The 26683-nt window shown below is 41.6% G+C and carries 19 protein-coding genes and 1 pseudogene; 13 read left to right on the top strand and 7 right to left on the bottom strand.

The genetic code is table 11. The features are described from left to right. The first annotated feature begins 803 nt into the window (after nt 1-803). A complete protein-coding gene (locus IM507_RS09705; RefSeq protein WP_002732867.1) occupies nt 804-2429 on the top strand; it encodes a glycosyltransferase family 4 protein in 1626 nt (541 codons plus the stop codon). Between the two features lies 1 nt (nt 2430). On the opposite strand, the gene IM507_RS09700 is transcribed toward IM507_RS09705, so the two are convergent. Genes IM507_RS09700 through IM507_RS09690 form a run of 3 tightly spaced genes read right to left on the bottom strand, consistent with a single transcriptional unit; the run spans nt 2431 to nt 6464 of the window. Then, the gene (locus IM507_RS09700) at nt 2431-3624 is read right to left on the bottom strand and encodes an FkbM family methyltransferase (protein WP_069473953.1); all 1194 of its coding nucleotides are present in this window, start codon (nt 3622-3624) and stop codon (nt 2431-2433) included. A gap of 45 nt (nt 3625-3669) precedes the next feature. Then, entirely contained in the window at nt 3670-4902 is a 1233-nt protein-coding gene (locus IM507_RS09695; RefSeq protein WP_069473952.1) for a hypothetical protein, read from the bottom strand. A gap of 41 nt (nt 4903-4943) precedes the next feature. Then, nucleotides 4944-6464: a methyltransferase regulatory domain-containing protein gene (locus tag IM507_RS09690; protein ID WP_069473951.1), complete on the bottom strand. Its 1521-nt coding sequence runs from the start codon at nt 6462-6464 to the stop codon at nt 4944-4946. Nucleotides 6465-6748: 284 nt separating this feature from the next. Between IM507_RS09690 and IM507_RS09685 the strand changes: the two genes are divergently transcribed. From IM507_RS09685 to IM507_RS09675, 3 genes are all read left to right on the top strand, one after another. Beyond that, nucleotides 6749-7060: an RpnC/YadD family protein gene (locus tag IM507_RS09685; protein ID WP_069473950.1), complete on the top strand. Its 312-nt coding sequence runs from the start codon at nt 6749-6751 to the stop codon at nt 7058-7060. A gap of 21 nt (nt 7061-7081) precedes the next feature. Then, on the top strand, nt 7082-8029 hold the full coding sequence (locus IM507_RS09680; RefSeq protein ID WP_287636940.1) for an Rpn family recombination-promoting nuclease/putative transposase: 948 nt from the start codon (nt 7082-7084) through the stop codon (nt 8027-8029). A gap of 87 nt (nt 8030-8116) precedes the next feature. After that, nucleotides 8117-8428, top strand: coding sequence for an RpnC/YadD family protein (locus IM507_RS09675; RefSeq protein WP_069473948.1), 312 nt, complete (start codon nt 8117-8119; stop codon nt 8426-8428). A 184-nt stretch (nt 8429-8612) separates the two neighbouring features. Here IM507_RS09675 and IM507_RS09670 read toward each other — a convergent pair whose 3' ends face one another. Further along, nucleotides 8613-10622, bottom strand: coding sequence for a DUF4214 domain-containing protein (locus IM507_RS09670; RefSeq protein WP_287636939.1), 2010 nt, complete (start codon nt 10620-10622; stop codon nt 8613-8615). Nucleotides 10623-11151: 529 nt separating this feature from the next. Between IM507_RS09670 and IM507_RS09665 the strand changes: the two genes are divergently transcribed. Genes IM507_RS09665 through IM507_RS09655 form a run of 3 tightly spaced genes read left to right on the top strand, consistent with a single transcriptional unit; the run spans nt 11152 to nt 15166 of the window. Next, complete coding sequence (locus IM507_RS09665; RefSeq protein WP_123230111.1) at nt 11152-12810, top strand: methionine biosynthesis protein MetW; 1659 nt, start codon at nt 11152-11154, stop codon at nt 12808-12810. 20 nt (nt 12811-12830) lie between these two features. Further along, nucleotides 12831-13874 (top strand): glycosyltransferase family 4 protein, encoded by a 1044-nt coding sequence (locus IM507_RS09660; RefSeq protein WP_069473945.1) that lies wholly within the window; start codon nt 12831-12833, stop codon nt 13872-13874. Beyond that, nucleotides 13871-15166 carry a glycosyltransferase gene (locus IM507_RS09655; protein WP_002734815.1) on the top strand — a complete coding sequence of 432 codons (1296 nt, stop codon included), beginning with the start codon at nt 13871-13873 and terminating at the stop codon, nt 15164-15166. Before IM507_RS09660 ends, IM507_RS09655 begins: the two co-directional genes overlap by 4 nt. On the opposite strand, the pseudogene IM507_RS09650 reads toward IM507_RS09655, so the two are convergent. Both IM507_RS09650 and IM507_RS09645 read right to left on the bottom strand, forming a co-directional pair. Continuing rightward, nucleotides 15163-15357: pseudogene (locus tag IM507_RS09650) on the bottom strand (PhzF family phenazine biosynthesis protein); the annotation flags it as partial. The gene IM507_RS09655 and the pseudogene IM507_RS09650 overlap by 4 nt on opposite strands. Before the next feature lie 154 nt (nt 15358-15511). After that, entirely contained in the window at nt 15512-17545 is a 2034-nt protein-coding gene (locus tag IM507_RS09645; protein ID WP_287636937.1) for an elongation factor G, read from the bottom strand. Nucleotides 17546-18122: 577 nt separating this feature from the next. Between IM507_RS09645 and ychF the strand changes: the two genes are divergently transcribed. Beyond that, nucleotides 18123-19214: a redox-regulated ATPase YchF gene (ychF, locus tag IM507_RS09640; RefSeq protein ID WP_043998458.1), complete on the top strand. Its 1092-nt coding sequence runs from the start codon at nt 18123-18125 to the stop codon at nt 19212-19214. A 327-nt stretch (nt 19215-19541) separates the two neighbouring features. Beyond that, nucleotides 19542-21575 carry an N-6 DNA methylase gene (locus tag IM507_RS09635; RefSeq protein ID WP_287636936.1) on the top strand — a complete coding sequence of 678 codons (2034 nt, stop codon included), beginning with the start codon at nt 19542-19544 and terminating at the stop codon, nt 21573-21575. A 99-nt stretch (nt 21576-21674) separates the two neighbouring features. Here IM507_RS09635 and IM507_RS09630 read toward each other — a convergent pair whose 3' ends face one another. After that, entirely contained in the window at nt 21675-23216 is a 1542-nt protein-coding gene (locus tag IM507_RS09630) for an NAD(P)H-quinone oxidoreductase subunit N (RefSeq protein WP_287636934.1), read from the bottom strand. A gap of 507 nt (nt 23217-23723) precedes the next feature. On the opposite strand from IM507_RS09630, the gene pipX reads away from it, so the two are divergent. From pipX to proC, 4 genes are all read left to right on the top strand, one after another. Next, nucleotides 23724-23996 carry a transcriptional coactivator PipX gene (gene pipX, locus IM507_RS09625; RefSeq protein ID WP_002733869.1) on the top strand — a complete coding sequence of 91 codons (273 nt, stop codon included), beginning with the start codon at nt 23724-23726 and terminating at the stop codon, nt 23994-23996. Between the two features lie 3 nt (nt 23997-23999). Further along, nucleotides 24000-24659 carry a YggS family pyridoxal phosphate-dependent enzyme gene (locus IM507_RS09620; protein WP_002731914.1) on the top strand — a complete coding sequence of 220 codons (660 nt, stop codon included), beginning with the start codon at nt 24000-24002 and terminating at the stop codon, nt 24657-24659. A gap of 319 nt (nt 24660-24978) precedes the next feature. Continuing rightward, nucleotides 24979-25551 (top strand): cell division protein SepF, encoded by a 573-nt coding sequence (locus IM507_RS09615; protein ID WP_002732272.1) that lies wholly within the window; start codon nt 24979-24981, stop codon nt 25549-25551. Nucleotides 25552-25676: 125 nt separating this feature from the next. Further along, on the top strand, nt 25677-26489 hold the full coding sequence (gene proC, locus IM507_RS09610; RefSeq protein WP_002733973.1) for a pyrroline-5-carboxylate reductase: 813 nt from the start codon (nt 25677-25679) through the stop codon (nt 26487-26489). Nucleotides 26490-26683 lie beyond the last annotated feature (194 nt).

Below are 26683 nucleotides of genomic sequence, written 5' to 3'. Positions count from 1 at the left end.
TTTATTGATATTTATTATGATAAGACCTAGTTTGTAGTTAACTAAGATGGTTAGCTAAAAACTGTATTTGATTCTTTAACTTGTCCTTGTTATACTCGAAAAAGCTCGGAAGTATAAAAGTTTATGCTGCTATTTTTTTTTTCGGAAAAATAGGTTGTAATGGGAGACTCTTTGTTTTCCTAGACAAAAATAATTACTTTTTCAAAAAAACACTTTTCTATTTTTTTGTTGGGTATTTTATTCTCTGGAAGTCCCTAAATTGTCAGACTTGCTATTATCGGTGAATAGGAGGCAAAATAGCTAATAGTTGACTCCACATCCTATTTTTGACGACTACCGCCGCAATTATCGCTTTAGCACCGCCATGCCCTTCTTTCGCCAGTTGGTAAATAATTTTTGCAGACCCCTTGACAAGATGCTTATTTTATGTTGTTTAGCAAGGCAGTTAGTAGATGTTACTCTATTAACGACCTTTTAAGCTTAGAGGAGGGTAAATCGTCCGCTCTTCTCGACTTTATGTGATAATTTTTGCTTATGGAATCGTGAAATGCTTATTGGGCAAGACTTTCAGGGCTATTTTGCCAAAGAAACTATCAGTATAGACCTCGTTTCCACACAGAAACCAGAAGAGCCAATCGTCCACTATTCGGTTATGTCGGAGTTAGCAGTCACGATCAAAAATTGGTTAATAAAATCAAAGTTCCTGTCCCTGTTTTTGCTGATAATTCAGCCGAGCTTATTCGGGGATACTAGAGGATTTATTAATACAAATTTTCTATCAAAAGGGAGAATTATAAATTACTGTGATCGATAGTGCTTCTTCAGAAAAAGAGCAAGAACTTGTTCAAGAGTTTCAACAAAAATATCTCTATATTATTGATAAAAGAACTGATAAATTAGAACAGCAAAAGAATAATCAATCTTTACGAGAACAAAATCAAGTGTGTAAAAACTATCAAGTACAGCGTGGGGAAATTAGTGATTTAGAAGTTAATCATGATCTAGGTGTACCCTTAACTGAAGATGAGCAAGAAAACTTACAAGTAATTCAATCTATGTGCGAGCAGAGCAAACCTATTATTGTTATTGATGGCGTTATTTTTCAAATTAACCAAGGAGGAATAGCGAGAGTTTGGCATTCAATTCTACAAGAATGGAGTAACTCAGAATTTGGTCAACATATTATTATTTTAGATAGAAATAAAACCACACCGAGACTAAAAAACTTAAAATATTGGTTATTAGAAGCTTACGATTATAATCATAGCGGAGAGGATACTAGAAAAATTCAAGCAATCTGCGATCAGCTTCAGGCAGCTCTCTTTATTTCTACTTACTATACCACTCCCCTAAGCACTCCTTCGGCTCTAATGGTTCATGATATGATACCTGAAGTCCTAGAAGCGGATTTAAATCAACCAGAATGGCAAGAAAAACACTACAGTATTTTGTATGCGTCTCGTTATATTACCATATCAGCTAATACTGCCAAGGATTTAGTTAAGTTTTATCCCCACATTACCCAGGATAAAATTGATGTTGTTTATAATGGAGTCAGCCAAGAATTTTCTCGAAGTATAGCTCAAGAAATCGATGGTTTTAAGCAAAAATACCAGATTTTAAAACCCTATTTTCTCATCGTTGGTTCCCGCATTAGTCTCAAGGGTTATAAAAATGTCAAATTATTCTTTGAAGCTTGGAATAATTTACCTGAAAATAATAATTTAGCTGTGGTTTGTGTCGGTGGTGATTTAGAGTTAGAGCTAGAATTATCGAAATTAACTCCAGATATTACCACCTATGTCTTAAAATTAGATGATCAGGATTTAAAAACCGCTTATTCGGGTGCAATTGCCTTAGTTTATCCTTCCCTTTATGAAGGATTTGGACTGCCAATTATTGAAGCAATGGCCTGTGGGTGTCCGGTGATTACTTGCTTTAACTCGGCGATTCCAGAGGTAGGAGGTGATGCAGTTTTATACATTGACGGCACCAGTATTGATGAGATGATACAAGCTATCAAAAAAATACAAATTCCTGAAATTCGTCAGCAACTAATAGACAAAGGATTAGAGAGATATCAACAATTTTCCTGGCAGCAAAATTCCGAAAAAATTTCTCAAATTATCCTAAAAAATATTGACGAAGTTAAAGAAAATCCTTCGGGTAAAGTTTGGTTAGAATTGAGAAAATTACAAGAGGAAAAACAAAATCAATCTCTCCAGTATTTAATTACATCTAGGAGTCTTAAAGAAGTGGAATATTCTCTAGAAACCTTAAAAATTCAGAATGTAGAATTATTAGAGAATATTGAAAGCCAACAAAAGGAAATTAACAATTTATCTACAGCTAAGTCAGCTATTAAAAGACTGCTTAAGATTGTCATCAAAAAATCTAAACTTGCTTACTTGATAAAAAAGAACTATTAGTCTAGTAGGCTTGTTTAGGAATAACTAAAATATCAATATATTCCCCAGTGTTTAAATTATCTTGATAAAATGTATCGAGAAAATCTAAACTTGTTTCAACAAATTTTCCCCCTCGCAATCTCCATACTCTAGAGGCAAAAGTTTCGATAAAGCTTAAATAACTTTTCTTTCCGGCTAGTCGATTAATTCCGTAGGGCCAAAATTCCACATATAAAGGAACAGATATTTCTCGAAAAAATCCTTGTCCTCCTTGAAATATTAGTCCTTCACTACCTTGACAATCTATCCAAACAAAACCAATTTTTCGAGGATTTAAGATTCCTCGATTCTTTAACTCATCTAGAGTAATAAACTCGGCTAATTCTCGACTATAGTTGTCTTCATTAAATAAATTATCTGTGACATTGACTGGTTGAATACGGAAGTCGCCACAATTATCAGGGTTACAAACTAATTCTCTTGTACCAGTAAAATTAGCTAATCCGTAGTTCAGTGCTTGTAATCGCTCAGTTAACTGGTTAATCTGAGTATTAAAAGTCAGAAATTGATAATTTAAACCCGAAGCTTCGATAGAGATAGCGGATTGGAAATAATTACCTTTTAAAGCATAGATGGATGTGGAGCCAATATTAGCACCCAAATCAAGAAAACAAGACTTATCGGGGTGGAATAGACTATGATTTTCCAGAAATGTCATACAGACTAAAAAATCATTTAGCTGAAATGCTTTTCCCTGTAAAGCTCCTTGAAGTTGGACTTTATCAAAAGTGGGATAGAGTAAATAACCGTCAATTTCATCACTTTTGATCATAATTCCATACAGGGATTCTGGTGGCTTTTTCAGACTAAAATTATTGACCTGTTTATACTCTGCTGATTCTCCGAAGATATGTAATATTTCTGGTAAAGTATGGGAGGTATTCAGCCAATATTCTAATTCCGAGTTATCGGGATTTCTTTTTAGTAGATACTTGTATAAATTAGTAATAAATTTTCGTTGATGCTCATTATTATTTTGGCTATTTTGTTGATGCTGCTGAAATTCAGAAGACCGTAAAAAAGACTGGATAACTTCCTGAAAAGACCGTCCTAATTTGATCTGTTCTAGATAGTATATTTTACCTTCTATATCCGCAGCTCTCTGCAAAAAAGTTTCATAACAAAATTCGATAAAAGTTTCTGGTTGAATAAACATAATTAGTCATCAATTTTTATGAGTGAAAGATTTTTGGTGATTAAGTTAATAATCACTAGAAAGAAAATTTATCTGAGAAATAGCCAAGCTTAAGTTTCTATCATCATCGCTTAGTCCTAAATTTTTAGGTGATGTGGAACCCTCTATTTTTAGTTCAATAGTTATTAGAGATGAGTTTTCATTAAGTAGATTTTTAGAGCAGTAAATAAACTTACGAAGATTATTTTGTAAACGATTATATTCAAAGTTCCAAATATCCACTAATTTTTCATTTACCCATACCTCCACCTTAAGTGTAGGGTTTTCTGACGAGAGAAAAACTGTCACTATTTGCCATTCTATAAGTAGGGGAACAGTACAGTCAAGCTGGATAGTAAAAAAAGCATAATTACCTTTTAACCAAGTAAAATTTTCTTCGGGTAAGTAAAACCCTTGTCGGAATAATTGTGGATGAAGGAAATTAGCTAAATAACCAGCAAAGCTTACCCGCTTATTCAACTGGGCAACTATTTGATAAGTTCCCTCTATTATATCGGCAAATTTGCCTGTTAGTAAAATTTCTTGCGAACTTAAATATTTTCTTTGCAAAGGATCGGGAGAATGACCTTTTGCCAAATTTCTATAGGGTAAGCAGCCATAATAGTTAGGAGGCACATAAATTAACTCTGGGATATTTGTATTTAAAAAAATTAAGTTTTTTTCGCTTAAAACATCATTTCTAACCATAAATAAATTAATCCCTTGACTATCGGCATAAATAAGGGAATAACCTTTCTTATCTGCTAAATTTTTCCAAGCTAAAATACTAGCTCCAAAATAATTTGTTCCATCCCAACAACGCTGAGTAGAGTAGGGGACAACCTTATCTTCTTTGGGTGAGTGGGAAGAATTGTATTCCAATACTACCACTCGCGGTTGATAGATTTTTTCTAAACTAAACCAGAGATAAAAATCATTACCGTCCACATCAATAGAAAGCAAATCGAACTCGTGGGGAACCTGATACTTGATAAAAACTTGATTGATATTTTCGGCAGTAATTAACTCTTGATAGAGATGAAGTTCTGGGTTACTATAATCCCTATCTAACTGGATACCATGACAGTCATAAACTTCTCGCAGATAACGCGTATTGCATTCTCTGCCATCTTCTACCCCAATTTCTACATAAAAGCGATTGGTAAAACCAATGAGAGCGAAAATCTGCTCAATCACACCATCTTCTCCATTTTGGGAGAAAACCTTTTTCTCGAAAGATTGTAAATTGATGACTGTCATGGTTAAAAATATCAAGTTTCTAGAAACATTAAGATAAGTATTTACTCAATACCTAGTTTTTGCAATGTTAGTAAACGTTCTTGACTAAACTGCTCGTACACTGTTTTCAGATGAGTGATATTTTCCTCCTCTGTTTCCAAAGGTTTCCCATCTTTAACTACTTTTTTACCTTGACTTGCCAAAATTTGCCAGACAAGTTGTACTGCATCTTGGTTAGAGGATTTAGCCAGGAGGAATAATTGTTCTAAACGATTGACCACTACTCCAGTCCCAATCAAAGGAGAAGCTAAAAAGCTTAATTCCTCACTATAGACTGCTTTCGCTTTCACTGCATTATTAAAAGCATCAGTAGATGGTTTCCGTTGTTGGCAAGTTTGCTCATCCACAGCAGGATGAGTATAGCCAATACCAGTTAAAATCATGAGAGCTTGGTAAAGACCATTTAAGTTAATATTTGAGGTTTTGGGATGATTTTGCAGTTGCTGTAAAGTTTGGGGAGATTCCGCCAAAACCTGACAAATTGGCTGATAAACTGCCTCCTGTAACTTAACTTCTCCCACGGGGAACTGCTGCTCGAACTTGATATTTGCGGGATTAACAAGTAGAGCAAACCGGGTTTCTTGTAGTTGTTTAAGCTGTTCTTGGTTGGTTAAACCTAAAGAGCCTCGACTAAAAATATCACGACGGAATTGGCTATTAACAAAGAAATCTCGCACCACTTCCCGATAGATTGGGTCGCTGATTTTTGCTAATTTCTCTTGGGCAACTGGAGAGAGATTGACTGTATCAATATGGTCATTAATATGAGCGGAACCCACATATTTAAGTTTAGCATCTTCTAATTCTTTCGCCACTTCATCGAAGTAAAAAGAATTCCATTCCTGATTGAAATACTCGTGAGCTAAATAATAACGATTTTGTTCCTTTAGGCGCTCGTAACGATTTTTTAAAATTGGATTTTGGGCAAAATAACTAGCATTAGCCTCTAATAATTCTCCTGTAAAATTAAGTGCCTGTTCAATGCGGGTTAAAATTGGTTCGGAACTGTGTTGACCATGTCGTAACATTAAAGCTTGCATCGGCATCGCTGCTGACCAACCCGGCAGGGCATTATAGGAGATATAAACTAATCCCCCTACCTTGAGATTGCGGTGAATAAAATTAACTATTGCTTGGCGATTTTTGGCACTAATCCAGCTATAAATTCCGTGCAGACTGATGAAGTCAAATTGAGGTAAATCTCGCTCTAAAAATTCCTCAAAACTATCATCAAAGAAAAGAATATTCTTCATTCCCGCCTTGGCCGCTAAATCTCTAGCTGTGGCGATATGGCTAGGATTGAAATCATTGGCATAAAATTGGGCGTGGGGATAGGTAGCCGCTAAAATATTCGTGGTAAAACCCTGACCACAGGCCAATTCACAATAGGTAAATTCTTGACCGGAATCGGGGGGTTGAATGGATTTCATCAGAGTCGCTAAACCTAATTTTAGGGGACTTAACTCGCCGTAAAAGCCGCTAGTGTAGTTAACTTCCGATACATATCCTTCTGTCCAACTCATAGATTTTCCTCAAATATAATGACAATTCCTAAAATTAAGACTTGATTATACAGGAAAAGAGCCATGTCCCCTAGATTGGCTCTTTTGGATTTGGTGGGTAAAATGTATTCTGAGATACAGTCCTGCTGGCGAGGGAGTGGAACGAACCACAAAGACACAGAGGACACAAAGATTGATCATATAGTAAGTTAAACTTATCACACAGAACCTAGAAAAGCCGGTAGGGTTAATTCATGAATTAACCCTACTACTTCCCCCAGAAAAGTCGCAAGGAAATTGAAGCTATGTTTGAACTAAGTGATTTAAAACAAACGAGAGTCTATCAAGAGGCACTGGCCGAAGGAGAAAAACAAGGTCTAGAACGGGGTCTAGAACGGGGTCTAGAACGGGGTTTAGAACGGGGTCTAGAACGGGGTCTGCAAGAGGGGAAACGTTTGGTGGTGGAAAACCTGCTCCGAGTCCGTTTTGGTGAGTTAGACCCAGAAATTCAAGCTATTATCAGCCGGATTTTACAATTGTCCCCAGAAGAATTTACTCCTTTACTCCTACATTGTTCCAAGCAGGAACTCTTAAATCAATTCGGCAATTGCCAATAAACCCTAGAAGCGAGATTTCTCGTGAAAACTGATAGTCTCTTTTACGAAATCTTCCTGCGTTTTCCAGACAGTTTCTTTGACTTAATCGGACAACCGCAACCGGGAGCAGCAAACTATCAATTCACCTCCCAAGAGGTCAAACAACTCTCTTTCCGTCTCGATGGCTTATTTATACCACTCAGAGAAGATATTCAGCAACCCCTCTACCTAGTGGAAGTGCAGTTCCAAGCGGACGACAGCTTATACTATCGACTTTTTGCGGAATTGTTCCTATTTCTAAAACAATATCAACCACCTCACCCCTGGCAAATTGTCGTCATTTATCCCCATCGTGGGGTGGAACGGGAACAATCCCTACATTTTGGCGAAATCCTCAATTTATCGAGCGTTAGACGCATTTATCTCGATGAATTGGCCGCAAGGGACAATCCCTCCTTAGGAATCGGTGTGATTAAATTAGTAGTAGAGTCGGAAACGGCAGCGGTGAGGACTGCTCAAACCCTAATCGAGCGGACCAGAGAAGAAATCACCGACCAGTCCAGTCAACGGCAGTTAATTGACCTAATCGAAAGTATCATCATTTACAAATTACCCCAGAAAAGTCGCGAGGAAATTGAAGCTATGTTTGGACTAAGTGATTTAAAACAAACGAGAGTCTATCAAGAGGCACTGGCCGAAGGAGAAGAACGGGGTCTAGAACGGGGTCTAGAACAAGGTCTAGAACGGGGTCTAGAACGGGGTTTAGAACGGGGTTTAGAACGGGGTCTAGAACGGGGTCTGCAAGAGGGGGAACGTCTGGTGGTGGAAAACCTGCTCCGAGTCCGTTTTGGTGAGTTAGACCCACCACTGCAAGCTATTATCAGCCGGATTTTACAACTGTCTCCGGAAGAATTTACTCCTTTACTCCTACAGTATTCCAAGCAGGAACTCTTAAAGCGATTTCCCCCAGAAAAGTCGCAGGGAAATTGAAGCTATCACCCCCCTTATCAAGGGTAGGGTTAATTCATGAATTAACCCTACTACTTCCCCCAGAAAAGTCGCGAGGAAATTGAAGCTATGTTTGGACTAAGTGATTTAAAACAAACGAGAGTCTATCAAGAGGCACTGGCCGAAGGAGAAGAACGGGGTCTAGAACGGGGTCTAGAACGGGGTCTAGAACGGGGTCTAGAACAAGGTCTGCAAGAGGGGGAACGTCGAGTGGTGGAAAACCTGCTCCGAGTCCGTTTTGGTGAGTTAGACCCAGAAATTCAAGCTATTATCAGCCGGATTTTACAATTGTCCCCAGAAGAATTTACTCCTTTAGTTCTCCATTGTTCTAAGCAGGAACTCTTAAAGCGATTTCCCCCAGAAAAGTCGCGAGGAAATTGAAGCTATTACCCCCCTTATCAAGAGTAGGGTTAATTCATGAATTAACCCTACCATAACCCACTAGGGAAGGGAGGGAGACCCTCCCTTTCTCGTTCCAGGGTTCTACCCCGGAACGATAAAAGACCATCCTTTTTCAGGATGGTCTTTTATAATAGTCAACTAGGATTCGTCTGCTTACTGGAAATTAAGCGACGATAGTAAAGTTGCTGGCATTTAAATTCAGAGGCGCAGTCGTCGCAATAAGAATACGATCAGTGCTGAAGTTACCATTAGCATCGTAGAACAACTTCCCGTTATCTGTGGCATAACCAAAGCGCACTAAGCCAGTGGCGGTCTGATTAGCCGTGAGGTTGGCGAAGGTATCCACGAGGATTGTATTAGCACTGTTAGTTGCACCCGCTACAGCACTAACCGTCAAGGCGGCTCCCACTGCCGGAGCGCCGGCAAAGGCGGCATTACTTAGGGCGAACACATCGTCTGCGACGATGAATTTATTGATCGTCACCTCATTACCAGTAGTGGCTTTATTCAAGACGAACTGGTCATTACCACCTTTACCATCTAACTCATCTAGACCACCGTTGCCAATAAGGGTGTCGGCTTTGGCACCACCAGTAAGGGTGTCTTTTTGGGCACCACCAGTAATCTTGAAGGAACCATTGGCTTCAGCGCTACCATCAAATTTTAAGGTTTTGGTGGTGAAGGAAGAAGCATCAACAGTTAAAGTCGCACCACTTGCCACAAGCGTGTCCTTAGTGATGATTTCGGTGTTAAAGTCGGTGTCTTCTTTAAAGATAATCGTCTCAACGTTGGTAACACCATTAAGAGCAGCAGGAGTATTCTTAACTTGAACGGTTAAGGTGTCAGTGCCATTGTTTCCATTGAGGGTAACATTATTAATCTGATCTACTGCCGCCGTCAGGGTGAAGGTATCATCGCTCTTACCGCCGACAATCTGTTTTACACTCAAAAGGCCGCCATCACCGAGATTCAGGGTCAGTTTTCCAGTAAAGTCAGTGGCATCCAGTCGATTAGTCCCGTCAACTACATCGATATTGCCGTCAATGGTTAGGTTCTTGTCCCCAGTAATGACGAAGTTGCTCTGGGTTTGATTGAGGGCAAGGGTATTCAGGGTTGTATCAGCGTTAGACAGGACACTGTCAGCTTTAACGACTAGGTTGACCTTGCTTTTATCAAATAAGTTGGCCGCAATCGAGGCACCAGCAGTTGTCCCGTTCAGGTTAACGGTGAGATCTTTGTTTAGTGCAGTCTCAACTAGGGTGAGATTGCTAGCGTAACCAGCCACAAGATCGATGGCGTAGTTGTTAGCATCCTTGATTGTTAAATCACCTTTGACCACCTGTACTTGTTTGGCTTTGCTAATGCCTGCCAGTGCGACGGAAGCACCAGCAGCACCAGAGAATTGGATGGTCTCGATGTTTTCGATGGTTGGATTGACAGCACCAACAATCTGGGCGGTCAGTACGTCGTTGTCACTGGTGCTAGGGTCTTGAATGAAACTAGTTTGAAGGAAGGTTAAAGCACTAACCTTATCATTGGCTGTACTGAGAAACTTACCTTCGGGAGCGACTTTGCTGTTAGCGGAAGCTGTCAGCACGGCTCCATTATCTAGCAAGGTGAAGGTAGTGCCTGTGCCACCAGCGATAATATCAGTGATCGCCTGATCGATAGCTGCTTGGGCTGCGGTGACGCTCGCGGCAGTGGAATCCACTGTGTCGATAATTTGCGATGAGGTGGCCAATACGGCGGGAGTGAAGGCGATGTTCGCATTAACCGCTTCTTGGGTAAATTGCAGGGCTATATCGGCACGGTTTTGGAGAGCGACCCTGTCGGTTCCCTGCGCTCCCTGAGCCACTGCGAGGACAAATTGAGCCACTGATTCGGGAGAGCTATCCTGTCTGAGAACGTTTGACCAGAACGTTAGTCCAGCGTCGTCCGCATCACGACCAAAGGCATTCTGATAGATTTCATTAATAAATGCTACGGGGTCGCCTAGGGTGGGGGCTGCCAAGAAGGGGTAAAGGGCTTTAGCCTCTGGGGAGGCACCGAACTGCGCCGCTATCTCCTCTATGGTTACATCTTGGCTCTGCCAAAAGGTAAGACCTGCGGGATCAGGGGCGCGGTTAAAGTAGATGACGTACAAGCCGACGATGGAATTTTGATCTACAGTCATAATTTATTTTTCACTCCTCGAACAAAGTAAAAAGCTGTTCACACATGGCACATATACTAGCATAGATGACCTCAATTATCAAGCTATGTCCAAAATTTTTTTTGTGGGAGTAGTTCCGGTCAAGGTCTTCTACAGTTGGTAATGATCGTTGAAGACTGACCCACGACCAGATTGAGTAGATTCTTTAAGACTTAAGGTTATATTCCCATCCCCCAGAATACACCCTGATTCACCTTGATTTGGCAATTCGGTTACAATATTTAAACTGTCTTAGTTTATCCACACATACCCATAGGTTAGGCCAACTTCCTCGGTCAATTTTGTCATCACAGGGCAGCAAATGTCTTGTTCGGGGGAACTTGATCAGAAAAAAGACGGTCTTAGCAGCGGTGCCATGCCAGCCTGATGTTACAGTAAACTGTAAGATGGGATTAGTAGTCACTATCGGGGAGCAAGATTCTCAATCAAGGCAGTTTCATCTCTCTCGGTGCTGGGATGAACGAGAATATTAAACTTAATTTTTTCTTCTATGACTATCGAAACTTACTATCCCAATCTAAATGTCAAGCATTTGCTTGGTAAAATTCGCCAAGAAGCCCTGCGTCAAAACCCAGATACAGGGGTTCCCTCCGCACCACCACCACCGGCAGCGACGGGGGAATTAGTCCTGAAGGGGGATTTTGATCGGGAAGCAATTAATAATCAAATCGATTATATAGAGGGATTTATCAAAACAGCCGAGTCAAGAGCGGCAGTGCGTGACCAACTACCAGATAAATTTGGGCGTTTACCTTGGTTATTATTTAAACCCTTGCAAGCTCTGGCTTTAAAGATTCTCAATACCATATTTCGCGATCAAAGGGAAGTGAACTTCAATCTGGCCAGTGCCTTGCGAGAATGCCTACAATTAAATCGACAGTTATTATCAGAGGTGGAAAGTTTGCGATCGCAATCCCAGCGAGATTTAGAGAATTTAATGGCGGTTAGTCAGAGTTTATCTGGTTACAGCCAAGCGGTGGAGAAAAATCTGGTCAATAATACCCAAAATCTACAGGAAAAACTGCATAATCTTGACCAAAAATGGCAGGAGCGGCAGCAGCAAAATCAAGATGAACTCCAAGGAGAAATCCAGGAACTTGAGCGAGAGATGCAAAGCCAAATCGAGCAACTGGCTCAAAAGGGGGATAGGATCGCTAATCAAATTCAAGAGGGGCTGCAAAGCCAAATCGAGCAACTAGATCAAAAGCGCGATCGGATCGCTAATCAAATTCAAGAGGGGCTGCAAACCCAAATCCACCACCTTGATCGAGAATTGTATCAGAAGACCGAGCAATTGCAGGAGTATCTAGAAACCCAAATTAAAGATAGTAATGAGAAGAATTTTCAAAATAGCCATTATTTAAAGATAGATTTACTCCAACAAAAGCGCTTAATGAATAAGTTTTTAGAAGCGACAGCAGGAGCGGAAGGAGGATTGGCGAGTGAACCAGCGCAAATTTTTGCGGGAGAGTTAGATCATTCTCTAGATGCCTTTTACTTCGCCTTTGAGGAGCGTTTCCGCGGCAGTCGCGAGGAAATTAATGAGAGATTAGAAGTGTATCTTCCCCGACTCAGAGAAGCACAAATTGCCCCAGTAGACTCGCTGATTTTAGATTTAGGTTGTGGTCGGGGAGAGTGGTTAGAGCTTTTGCGAGATAATGGTTACAGATCCAGAGGTATCGATCTAAACCGAGTCGTCATTGAACAATGTCAAAGTCGAGGATTAGAGGTTGTAGAAGGAGATGTTATTGCTTATTTGCAATCAATGCCAGACGAAAGCGTGGCGGTAATCACGGGATTCCATATTATTGAACATCTACCCTTTGAAATATTAGTCAAGCTATTAAATGAAGCATTTCGAGTGCTGCGTCATCGAGGTTTGGTTATCTTTGAGACTCCCAATCCTGCTAATGTTTTAGTGGGCAGTTGTAATTTTTACTTCGATCCAACCCACCGCAATCCTCTACCCAGTTTAATGACTCAATTCCTAGTGCAATACTGCGGTTTTGCCGAGGTAGAAATTCTTAATTTAAACCCTTCTGATGGATTCAAAGCTGATGAGGTAAATGAATTAGATGAGTTATCTAAACAGTTTAATCAGTATTTTTATGGTCCAATGGATTATGCTGTTATTGGTTATAAACTATAATTAATCACGAGTAAGTATTCATGAGAGTTATTATTACAACAACACAGGTTCCTTTTGTCTATGGCGGTGCGGAAATTCACGCTCAGGAATTATGTAAGGCTTTAGAATTGGCAGGCCATGAAGCGGAAATAGTCGCCATTCCCTTTCAAACCTATCCCCTGGAGAGAATTTTAGACACAATGTTAGTCTGTCGCTTATTAGATTTGACTAGCGCCAATGGCAGAAATATTGATCGATTAATTGGCTTAAAATTCCCAGCTTATTTAATTCCTCATCCCAGCAAAGTTCTCTGGATTCTGCATCAACACCGACAAGCGTATGAACTATGGGGTAATCCCTATGGTGGGTTAGATTTAAGTGCCAATGGTTTACAAATTCGTGAAAATATTATCCGGGCAGATAATAATGTTTTTTCTGAAACTCATAACATATTTAGCAATTCTAAAAATGTGGCAAGAAGGCTAAAAACCTATAATAATGTTGATTCGATACCCCTTTATCACCCTCCCCAGAATGCTGATTTTTTTCAATGTCAACCAGAAGAAGGTTATCTATTCTTTCCTAGTCGGATCAATCCCTTAAAACGTCAAGAGTTAATCCTTGAGGCTTTAGCCTTGACTAAAAACCCTGTCAAAGTGATTTTTGCTGGTCAACCAGAAGGGGATTTTGGTGACATTCTAGAGGAAAAAGTTAAGCAGTTGGATATTGCTGAAAAAGTGGTATTTTTAGGCAGAATTAGTAACGAGGAAAAACTCGATTATTATGCCAGATGCCTAGCAGTGCTTTATCCTCCCTTTGAGGAAGATTACGGTTACGTTACCCTAGAAGGAATGTTAGCTTCTAAACCAGTGATTACCTGCCAAGATTCGGGAGGACCCCTAGAATTTATTCGTCATCGCGAAACCGGTTTAATTGTGGAACCGACGGCTAATGCTCTAGCAGCAGCGATGGACGAACTTTGGGAAAATCGGTCTTGGGCAGCAAACTTAGGTAAATCTGCTGGTGAATACTACAAAAGTCTCGATATTAATTGGTCAAACGTTATCAAAAAACTACTCGCATGAAAATTAATTGGTTTTCCCCTTTACCTCCCGCTAAAACTGGTATCGCTGATTACATGACTTGTATCTTGCCAGCTTTGATTAAAAATTGTCAGTTAGAACTATGGACTAATCAAAAAATTTACGATCGAGAACTAAACAACTATGTTAAAGTTAACTCCTACCATAGAGATAACATAATGTGGTCAAAAATTAACCAAGCAGACATAAATATTTATCATATTGGTAATAACCCAGATTTTCATGAGGATATCTGGCGGATTAGTTGTCAATGCCCCGGTATAGTTGTCCTTCATGATTTAAAGCTGCAGGATTTTTTTAGTGAAATTGCTAGAATCAATAATGACCGAGATGGCTATCTTAATCAAATGCTCTATTACTATGGGCTGGAAGGAAAAATAGCAGCAGAAATATGGTGGAATCGAGAAGTATCTATGCAATTTATGGCCGATAATTATCCCCTGACACCTTTAGCGTTAAAAAATGCTGTGGGTGTGATTACCCATACCCAGGAAAGTTATTGTCAACTGCAAAAAGAACAAGAGCTTTTAACTGCCTATATTCCCCTTCCCTATCCTAGTTTCGGTTGCTCATCAAATCAAGAAAATCAGAGAGAAAAGGGTTGTTATCAATTAATTATTTTTGGTCACATTGGTAAAAATAGATGTCTGGATATGATTCTGGACTCTCTGGCCAGTTTTCCCCAAAAACAAGCTTTTCGCTTAGACATCTATGGAGAAGTATGGGATAGTAATTATCTCCTTCAAAAAATTAATAGCTTAAATTTAAATAATTTAGTAACCTTGCATGGTTTTGTCACGGAAACCAAATTAGAAACCGCCTTAGCTGACGCAGATTTAGCGATCAATTTACGTTATCCTACTATGGGGGAAGCATCCGTCAGTCAGCTGCAGATTTGGAGCCATGGTTTGCCAAGTTTAGTGACTAAAATAGGTTGGTATAGTGAGTTGCCGGAAAATACCGTAGGTTATGTGACTGTTGGCAACGAAATCGCCGATTTACATCAACATTTCTCTCAATTTCTTCACGATCCGCAATTCTATCAGACTATCGGGAAAAATGGTCAAATTTGGCTAGAAAATAATCATTCCCCCGAATCCTACGCTAGAGCCTTGGTAGATTTCGCTCAGGAAGCTTGTCAACAAAGATATCGTTATGCGGCCAATTATTTTATCGAAAAAGTAGGCAAAGAAATTAGCTATTGGAATGATGACCAAATCTCGGATTTAGAGTTAAAATCCCTAGCGGAAACCATTCATTTTCTAACCAGCTAAAGTCTTTCCCCATCGGGAATTATCATCTTGCCTTGGCAGACCAGAACTGATGCACCACCCAGAGAAACTTCCGTGATTGACCGGTTGTTTTTCTGAAACTTTAATTGTAAACTGCTGGGTCTGCCCATTTCCACTCCTTAGATTATCTTCCATTGATTCATCCCTTCCCTAGAAGATTCTAATCCCCTTAGTTTGAGAATTCCGAGACTAATTTGGGGCAGTATAGCACTAGGATAATCTTATGGAACCCTTCTGTCATTTTTTGCCAGAAAAGGGAGAGATGAGCCAATAAAAGCCCATCTCTTGGTAATTTATCGCTCTACCTTACTGACAGCCAAGAAGACTTTACTTGTTACCATTACCCTGCATAGCTAAAACCGCATCGCGTAGTTTATCTGGCACTTCTTGCAGGTGATCCTCATCCCACTGGAAGAAACCAACCCCCATAGTCAAAGAACGCAATTCAACGATCAAATCGTGCATTTCCGCTTGGGGGAGATAGGCCGTCACCTGATCCCAACCTTTCCACTCCGCAGAAGCTTCAAAACCCTGAATTTGACCGCGTTTGCCACTGATTAACTGTAAAACCTTGGCGGTGTATTCTGAGGGAGCGAGAACCGTCACCGATAGAATTGGTTCTAATAAGACTGGATGACATTTAGGCAGTCCTTCCGTCATCGCTAGACGGGCCGCTTGTTTAAAAGCTTGTTCGGAACTATCGACACTGTGATAGGAACCATCGGTGAGAGTAACATCGATATCCACCACGGGGAAACCCAAAGGACCATGACCAAGATATTCCCGCACTCCCGTTTCCACCCCGGGGATATACTGTTTGGGGACAACACCACCGACAATGGTTTCATGGAAGTGGAAACCTTCCCCCCGGGCCAAGGGTTTAATATCGAGATACACATCACCAAAAGCACCGTGGCCGCCGGTTTGGTGTTTATAGCGTCCGTGGGATTTGGTGCTGGTTTTGATCGTTTCCTTGTAGGGAACTTGGGGTAAATGGGTGGTCATCGGTAGATTATACTTGCGTGCTAGGCGATCGAGGGCCACTTGCAGATGAATTTCTCCCTGTCCCCAAAGAATCACTTCTTTAGTATCACCGTGTTGTTCCCAGTAGAGGGAAGGATCTTCTTCGATCAGTTTCGTCAAAGCTGAACTTAATTTAACTTCATCCTTGCGATTTGCGGCGGCAATAGCGAGAGCAAAGACGGGTTTAAGCTGTAATCCTTTGGGAAGGTCGGGTTTTTGACTGCCGCTGCTAACCACGTCTCCGGTGCCGATTCCCTCCAAACGACCGAGAGCGATAATTTCCCCCGCTTGGGCCTGCTGTAGGGGTTGTTGTTGTTGTCCCATGAGACGATAGATACCACCAATCCGCACACCGTTCAAGGCCATGCCATCGCTAAGGGTTCCCTGCCAGACTCGCCCTAGGGACAGGCGACCGCCCTGGGGAGTAAAATAGGTTTTGAGGATTTGTACCACTGCATCTCCATCCGCACTGGGATCGAGACCGCGACGGTTGGCAGTAATTGTCGGGGCCGGTGTTTCTTCCACTAAAGCGGTGAGGAGATGACGCACACCATAGTCCCGTTCCGCCATACCGAAGAACACGGGTACTATCTGATCGGCTCCCAGTTCTTGTTTTAAGTCTTGGAGAATTTCTTCCCGGGAGGGGTTAATATCTTCGAGGAGTTCTTCTAAAAGATGATCATCAAATTCGGCGATCGTTTCCAGCATTTCTTGTCGAGCAATCTGTTCTTCTTCCTTGAGGTGGTCGGGTAAAGCTACAGGGTCGGCGGGACTGTTAGCATGGTAATGATAAGCCTGTTCGTTGATTAAATCGATGAATCCGATAATTTCGTTGTTCTGACGGATAGGATATTGCTGGGGAACGAGGGGACGACTAGAAACGGATTTGAGAGCTTGTAGGACTTCGTTAAAGTGACTATTACAGCGATCCATCTTGTTGATGAAGATTAGATGCGGAATTTCCCAATCATCGAGGAATTTTAGCAAGGGAGCCAGGGTGAGAACTCGATCGACCACCGGTTCACAAACGATAATAGCAGCACCGGCCCCGACGAGGGTATTATAGGTTTCACTGGCAAATTCGATCGAACCGGGGCAATCGAGAAAGGTAAAATTTAGGTCTTGGTATTGACTATGGGCAACGGAAACTTCTACACTCATCTGTCGATCCCGCGCTTGCGTGGAACTATCACCAACGGTATTGCGATCGCTGATTTTACCTTTTCTGGTGATCGCTCCTGTGACGAAAAGTAAACTTTCCAGTAAGGAGGTTTTTCCACTGGAGTAGGGGCCGACAAGGGCCACATTACGGGTGTTTGCTCCGATACTTTGATTCATACAGATACCCCCAAGAATGATTTAGTGATTAGTTGCGGCGATTGGGCGATATTTACACTCGATCGCCCTTGGGAAATATACTGTCATAGCACTGAAAATTACTCTCAGGACGTATTTAGAAGTGAAAGGCCTGTCTTGCCATAATTTTGCCCAGTGCTACAGGTGTATTCTTTCCTACTCTTCACCCTAACTCAGTCTCAAGCATTACATCCCATTCTCGCAATCTCTTGTAAAATCTTGCCTACTTTTAGTTAAGGAACTTGAATAAATGTTAACTAGGGTTTGCTAAATAAGTTTTTCGTGGGTGTGGGGTGTGGGGTGTGGGGTGTGGGGTGTGGGGAAATGGGGAAATGGGGAAATGGGGAAATGGGGAAATGGGGAGAATAAATAAAAATAATCTCCTGTCTCCTGAATCCTGAATCCTGAATCGGAGTCTCCTACCTCCAGGAAAAATTTTTTCAGCAAATGTTAACTAAGCTGTTAACTATCGACAGTCTTTTTCATCAACCGGATTCACAAAAACGAGAGGCAGCCTGATATAGTGAGAGGTCGGGATGATGTTTATCAAGCAATTTTTATGTTGAAAGCTGGAATCGTGGGACTGCCAAATGTGGGAAAATCGACCCTATTTAACGCTCTGGTGGCTAATGCCAAGGCCGAGGCCGCTAATTTCCCTTTTTGTACCATTGAACCGAATGTGGGTGTGGTATCCGTCCCCGATGAACGTCTGGAGGTTTTGGCTAAAATCTCTAATTCTGAGAAAATCGTGCCGACGCGGATTGAATTTGTCGATATCGCCGGATTAGTCAAGGGTGCGAGTCGGGGGGAAGGATTGGGTAATCAATTTTTGGCTAATATCCGGGAAGTGGACGCGATCGTTCATGTGGTGCGCTGTTTTGATAATGATGATATTATTCATGTTTCCGGTTCTGTGGATCCGTCCCGGGATATCGAGGTGATTAATCTAGAGTTAGCTCTAGCGGATTTGGGACAGGTGGAGAAGCGGGTGGAACGTTTACGCAAACAGGCGAAAAATAGCAAGGAAGCCGCCGAAGAATTGGCTATCCTTGAAAAAATCCTAATTTGTCTTAATGACGGTATTTCGGCGCGAAAAGTGGATTTAAGCAAAGAGGAAGAAGAATTAATTAAAAATCTCGGTTTATTGAGTCGTAAACCGATTATTTATGCCGCTAATGTGAGCGAAGATGATCTGGCCACGGGTAATGATTGGGTAGAAAGTGTCCGTCAAATTGCCCAACAGGAACAGGCAAAAGTTGTGATCGTTTCTGCTCAAGTAGAATCGGAATTAGTGGAATTGTCGGAGGAAGAAAGAAAAGATTTTCTCGGTTCTTTAGGAGTAGAAGAAGGGGGATTAAAATCTTTAATTAAAGCTACCTACGAGTTATTAGGACTGCGTACCTATCTCACCACTGGTCCCCAAGAAACCCGCGCATGGACGATTATTTCTGGTATGAAAGCACCCCAAGCAGCCGGAGTTATTCACTCGGATTTTGAACGGGGTTTTATTCGTGCGGAAACTGTGTCTTATCAGGATTTAGTTAATAGTGGCACGATGAGCGCGGCCAAAGAAAAAGGTTTAGTCAGAAGTGAAGGCAAGGAATACATTGTTCAAGAGGGTGATGTTTTACTATTCCGTTTTAATGTTTAGCTAAAAATAAGTCAGGTGAGTGTCACCCACCTGATCAAAAGGCTGAATAATTGGCGTTATCAAATTGAAAGATGCTCCGAATTTCTGTCATCAACAATCTCTCAGCTTTTTTCACTCACTTTGGTTAACATTAAACTGAATTTTTTATCTCTTGACATACTCTAATTTATATTCTATAATTAGCTACAGGAGCAAGTTCTTGTTTAATCAAGATGGCGATGATCTCTGTCCACTAAAAGACTGGTTTGCTAGGAATGCAGTCGAGGCTAAAAATAGTTTATCTATTCAACAACTCGCAACGGAAAACGGTCAAATCAAACTGGAAAAATGAAAGAGCAAGGATTGTTATTTTCTGAAGACAGCCTTTTACCTGAAAAACTCCCCCAAATTCAGGAATTAAGACCTTCTAACAATCTTGCAGCAGTTTTTGAAGAGTGCCATAATTATATTTACGCCAACGAAGGAATGCTCAAAGACAAGATTTTTCACGAGATGGTTAAACTAATCATCATCAAACTTCATGATGAAAAATCTGCCAAGCAATCTGTAAATTTTGGCGTTACAGCAAGTGAATATAAAGCCATCGTCGCCAATAAGTCCGATGAATTTATGTCGCGTCTTAGTCAATTATTTACCTCCATCAAGAATCATTATCGGGGATTTTTCACCGATGACACATTCAAGTTAAAACCTTTGACTCTTGCTTATATTGTAGGCAGGTTACAGTACATTAATTTAACTAAAACATCTGGGGATATAAAAGGGGAAGCCTTCCAGACTTTTGTAAATAGACACCAGCGTGGAGATAGGGGAGAATTTTTTACCCCTCATCCAATTGTCCGCCTTGCGGTTGAAATGATAGACCCCAAACCAAACGAAAAAATTATAGATCCTGCTTGCGGAAGTGGTGGTTTTTTAATTCAAGCAATCAACCATGTTCGACAAAATAATCCAGAGTTCAATATAGCAAGTTTTGTGCAAGAAAGTATTACAGGAATTGAATTTAATCCCGATGTCGCCCTTTCCGGAATGATTCGTTTAGTTTTTGAAGGTGGCACAGGTGCAGAAATTATCTGCACTAATGCGCTTATCGAAGATGAAAAATTAAATAATTCTTTTGATGTTATCTTGACCAATCCTCCTTTCGGAAATAAAGGCAAAGTAGAAGACCAGACAATTCTTAAATCATATCTTCTTGCCCGGAAATGGCATAAATCAGCGTCCAATAGTTGGGAAGTTTCCCCAACCATTTTAGCGGGTCAGTCGCCCGATATTTTATTTATTGAGAAATCTATAAAATTATTGCGGGTAGGTGGGCGCATGGCGATTATTCTGCCCGATGGTTTATTACAAAATATCTCTAATGGACCGATTCGGTATTGGTTGCGCTCCCAAACAAAAATATTAGGGGTTGTTTCCATACCGTCGGAAGCATTCGTGCCATACGGTACAGGAATCAAGACATCACTTTTAGTAGTTCAAAAATTACCAGCAAACAATGATTCTTGTTTTATGGCACAAATCAAAAAAATAGGCTATGACGTTAAAGGACAAACAATATATAAGCGCAACGAGTCGGGAGTTATAGCCCGAACAAAATCAGGTTTGCCAATAGTTGACGATGATATAGATGATATTTCTCACTCTTTTAGGTCATTTATCAATGGCGAATTTGCACAAAACAGCGATTGTATTTATACAGTTAAAAACACACTGCTCAATTCGAGACTGGATGCCGAACATTATTTACCCAATGACCAAAAATTATTAGAACATCTGAAATCTATTGGAGCGAAACCTTTAGGTGAAATTGCCGATATTTTGAGAGATTCAGCTGATTTTCGTTTAGCCAGGGATAGTGAAATTAGATATATCGCTATTTCCGATGTTGATTACCGTACAATGCAAGTTGTTTCCCAACAAATAATCAAGGCACATGAGGCCCCATCTCGTGCAACTTATAGATTGTACAAAGGTGATATTATTACAGCAATTTCAGGAGCAAGCACGGGAACACCACGCCAAGCAACAGCCCTAATCACAGAAGATGAAGACGGGGCAATTTGCTCAAATGGATTTTCAGTATTAAGAAATATTCAGGGAGTCGAGCCTTTGTTTTTATTAGTATATATGCGAACAGACTTTTTTTTGCGTCAGATTAAAAGGTACATGACAGGTCATGCTATTCCTACTATTTTAGTAGATGATTTGTCAAAAGTTTTAGTGCCTATTCCACCCCAATCTGAACAGCAGAGAATCGCAAAAAGTATGGCTGAAATTCAAGCAATTAGAAAAGAATCGTTAAAAGCAAGTGAGAATGTTGTTAACGAAATGAGTCTTTTACTTGGCCAATTTGAGTAAGGCAAAAAGCAGGTTAAGCTTAGAAAAGGTCTTAAGGTGGTTGATTTATCCCAACCTTAAGACAGGACTAGGATACTTGGGATAAATCAACAGAGATTCTCAATTCGCTCGGGAAATGTGCGTCGCCAGGGCCGCCGATTGTAGGATGGGGGTAGTGGTGACGGAATCCGTCGCTAGGGTAAAGAGAGGATTGGAAAGGATACCGGCCAGGGAAGTCGCCACTAGGGAGAGGACAATACCCACCTGTAGGGGACGCATCCCGGTAAGAGTCCAATTGATAACGGGGTACTTTTTCACCGCATCGGACATCTCTTGGGGTTCCTTGACCACCATCATTTTGACCACACGGATATAGTAGTAAATCGAGGCCACACTGGTGACTAAACCAACGAGGACGAGAGCATAAAGTCCCGCTTGCCAACCGGCCCAGAATAGATAAATCTTACCAAAGAAGCCCGCTAGAGGTGGAATTCCCCCCAAAGAGAGGAGACAGATGCTTAAACAGAGGGTTAGCAGCGGATCTTTCTGGTAGAGTCCCGAATACTCAGCGATCTGATCGGTTCCAGTTCTGAGAGCAAAGAGAATCACACAGGCAAAAGCCCCTAGGTTCATGAACAGGTAAATTAACAGATAGAAAATCATGCTAGAGTAACCCGCGTCAGTACCGGCGGTTAAACCAATCATGACAAAACCCGCCTGACCGATCGAGGAATAGGCTAACATCCGTTTCATGCTAGTTTGGGCTAAGGCGACCACGTTGCCGAGGATCATGCTCAAAATTGCTAGAGCGATAAAGATAAACCGCCATTGTTCGCTCACTAGACCGAAAACCGTCACTAATAGGCGAATTGCTAGGGCAAAACCCGCCGCTTTGGAACCCACCGAGAGGAAAGCGACCACGGGAGTGGGTGAACCTTCGTACACATCAGGGGTCCACTGGTGAAAGGGAACCGCCGAAATTTTGAAGGCGATACCGGCAATCACAAAAACTAATGCGATCGCCAAGGCCAAGGACTGACCACCGTTAACATCGGTTAATTTTTGGGCAATGGCACTTAAACTGGTTTCACCTCCGGATAAACCGTAGAGAAGGGAAACACCATAGAGGAAAATCGCCGAACTAGAAGCTCCAATTAACAGGTATTTTAAAGCAGCCTCGTTCGATCGAGGATCCCGCTTCATGTAACCGGTCATTAGATAGGAGGAAATACTGAGCATTTCTAGGGAGATGAAGATCATCACCAATTCACTAGCGCCAGATAGGAACATTCCCCCGAGGGTTGCGGTGAGCATAATGGCTAAAAATTCCGCTAGGGAGGTTCCCGCTTGTTCCACATAACGGATAGACATCAGCACTGTGGAGGCGGTAGAAAGAGCAATAATCCCCCTAAAGACGATACTGAGATTATCCCCCTCAAAAGCCCCTAAAAAGGCCACCGGTTTCGGATTGTCCCAAGTAAAGTAGAGAGCAGCCACAGCAGCGAGCAGACCAGCGATCGCAACGTAGGGCAGCCAACTTCTGGCACTCCGTCCCACAATTAAATCGCCGATTAAAATCACCATCAGGGTAATAATCAGGATTCCTTCGGGCCAGATAACGCCGGCGTTTAGCTGACTGGCAACAAGACTAGAAAAATCCATATTGATTGAGGTTAAAGGAATTTGAAGTTAAAAAAGGCTTAATACAAGCTTAGGGCATTTGATCAGCGATTCAGTGATTAGTTATCAGTGATCACTGATCCGGTGTCAGTTTTCAGTTCACTGATCGCCGCTATCGGGTTAAAATTTCTAAAAAACCAGATAAATTTGAGATAATCTTAGCTTTTATGGGCATTATAGTTGTCTCTTGTCTTTTTTATCCTCCTGTCTCAGAGTCTCCTCTGCAAAGGGAAAATCTTTGATTTTTGCAGCAGAGCTAATTTCTGATGGTGACAACTTGTCACCGAAATGTATCCAAGTTAACAGGGAAAAAGTGAAAACTCAGGAAATCATGACATAGACTGGCATCGTTAGTTGTAATTGAAGGATTCTGGTAAAATCAAGCTAGGGAAACACCCGAAAAATCAATTGTTTTTGAGCCATCCGCTTGATTTTATTGTGGAAAAACTTTCTAGTTCGCTCAATCCTTTTCCTTTAGCGATCGCTTGAATGAGTAACGAAACCTATCTCAATCATCCTACTTTCGGTCTATTATACAGAGTGTGTCTATTAGAAGAACATCGGGAATTATTCACCACTCTTTATGCCCAACGTCTTTTTTTTCTGGTGACGGTGGGACCCAAAAAAGTCTCGTTCGATCCGATTAGTCGTTCCGATGCTCGTCTTTTAGTGGAAAACCGGCTGCGGAATTTGCGCCGGGGCAGTAATGTGCAAGAATTTAACAGTCTCAACCAAACTTATCAACAAACCTTTTCAGTCTAGTTCATGACGATCGCTAGTCGTATCGAGTCCATCCGTCTTACCCTACCCCCCTGCACGCGTCTGATTGCCGTCAGTAAACAGGTATCAAGCGATTATATCCGTCAAGCTTACCGAGCAGGGGTGAGAGATTTTGCCGAAAGTAAGCTACAGGAAGCAATCTCGAAGCAGCAAGAACTAAAAGACCTCCCAGATATTTCTTGGCACTTTATTGGGCATCTACAGGCAAATAAAGCGCGCAAAGTCCTAGAATCTTTTGATTTAATCCATTCCCTCGATAGTTTAAAATTAGCCCAAAGACTCGATCGCCTGGCCTCAGAATTAGAGATTAATCCCCAAGTTTTGCTACAGGTGAAAGTTGTCCCCGATCCCGATAAGTTCGGTTGGGACAAGGCCGAACTCATAGCAGATCTTCCCGCTTTAGTCAACTGTCAACAGCTAAAAATTCAGGGTTTGATGACAATTCTGCCCCAGGGATTATCGGCTGGGGAAAAGTTAGCCGCCTTTGAAAAAACCAGCGATTTAGCCCAAATCATCGAGAATAGCTCTAGTTTATGCCTGCCTCATCTATCCATGGGGATGTCTAACGATTATCCTCTGGCCGTCAAGGCCGGAGCCACTTTGATCCGGGTGGGAACTGGCATTTTTGGCGAGCGCATTTACTGAACCATCTGCGTAAATTCACAGAAAAAAACCCCAGAAATTTTAATCATTGGTGATAATATATCTTAAAATTACAGCGTCTAGTCTAGAAACTGGTGGTTAGAAATGAGGAATTGACTTTTTCCCAATCCCTGAAAACTATCCCCTGATAACTAATAACTGAAAAGAGGGAACTAACTGCTGCTTCCAGACGACTAAAATGACGAACCCTTAACAAAATAGTTCCCCTGTACCAAGCGAGAGCAAAGATTGTTAAAGGCCACCAAATAACCCCGACTCTAGACAAGACCACCAAAAAAAATCTTTTGAAGGACATTAGACTGTGAACAACATTTTTACCAAGCTCAAAGATTTTGTCGGTATCTCCGAACAACCGGAAGATGAAGATGAAACCGACTACGAAGAAATGAACTGGGAAAAGTCTTCCCCCCAAGATAGGGATCAAAACGAAGAAGAAGAACCCCTTAATCGTCGTCAACGCGAACCTTTAAATCTCAATACAGCCACATCTATGGGACTCAACAGAAGCAACGTGATCGGTATGCCAGGTATTAACAACAATAATGCAGAAGTGGTCGTGATCGAGCCCCATTCCTTCGAGGAAATGCCCCAAGTTATCCAAACCCTGAGAGAACGCAAATCGGTGGTTTTAAACCTCAACGTCATGGACCCGGAAGAAGCACAAAGAGCCGTGGATTTTGTCGCCGGTGGCACTTATGCAATTGATGGTCATCAAGAACGCATCGGTGAGAGTATTTTCCTGTTTACCCCCAGCTGCGTTAAAGTTAGCACCCTTTCTGGAACTATTCACGATATCGCTGATAACCCGAAAATGGCTCGTCCCGTTTCCTCCGCACCTGCTTGGGCAGCCGAAAGCAGTCGATTAGCTCAATGAATCTTTCCATAGTCCTCTCGTCAGGTTTGTCGAAGCTAGAAATCGATCAATTTATCGAGAGGATGCGTTTTTTCTTGGTAGGATAGCTAAAGCTCTCTTTTTTACTTTTTACTTTAAAAAATACTGTGTCTATTCGTTTAGGAATTATTGGCGGTGGAGTGATGGCCGAGGCCATTCTCAGCCGTTTATTAAAAAAAAATGTTTATAGTCCGGAAACGGTGTTAGTCAGTGAACCCCAGTCCCAACGGCGCAACTTTTGGGTTAATACCTATGGAGTGCAAGTCAGTGAGGATAACCGGGAAGCTGCTAGGGCAACTGAGGTGTTAATCTTAGCGGTAAAACCGCAAACTTTAGAGCAAGTAGTGAATAGTTTGCTAGGAATACCCGAAAAACCCCTAATTATCTCGATTTTAGCGGGAGTTACCCTCAATCGCTTAGAAATGGGCTTTCCCGATCGCCCCGTAATCCGGACGATGCCCAATACCCCGGCTACGGTGGGACAAGGGGTTACAGCGATCGCATCCGGTCGTCATGCGGAACCGGAACATCTGGCCGTAGCTAGAGATATTTTTGCTGCGGTCGGTTCGGTGGTGGAAGTTCCCGAAGCTTTGATGGACGCGGTAACGGGATTATCGGGATCGGGCCCGGCATTTGTGGCCCTAATGGTGGAAGCTTTAAGCGATGGTGGTGTGGCGGCCGGATTACCGCGAGCGATCGCCTCTCAATTGGCCATAGAAACAGTTTTAGGGACGGCAACCCTATTAAAAGAATCGGCCATACATCCGGGGGAATTAAAGGATCGCGTCACTAGCCCTGGGGGAACCACGATTGCTGGGGTGAGACAATTAGAAAAAGGCTCTTTTCGCTCAACTATTATCGAGGCAGTAGTGGCGGCCTATCATAGATCTAAAGATTTAGGGCGTAGTTCCGAAAAGTAATCTTTTTATCTTTTTTAACCCATAATTAGGTAGGCGTTAAAAATTATCAGACACCCCCCTTATCAAGGCTGTCCTTTAGTCACATCTTTCTTAACATTTCAAACCTTTGTAGCACAAGGCTTTCAAGACTCGGTTAACAATTTGTAATATTCCTTGTTGACACCCTTACAAAACAAAGAAAAAACTGAAATCAA

The organism is Microcystis sp. M20BS1 (assembly GCF_020245305.1).
GTDB classification, from domain to species: Bacteria; Cyanobacteriota; Cyanobacteriia; order Cyanobacteriales; family Microcystaceae; genus Microcystis; species Microcystis ichthyoblabe_A.
Note: the sequence above shows the minus strand (reverse complement) of the source record. Positions and strands in the feature narration are given on the sequence as shown.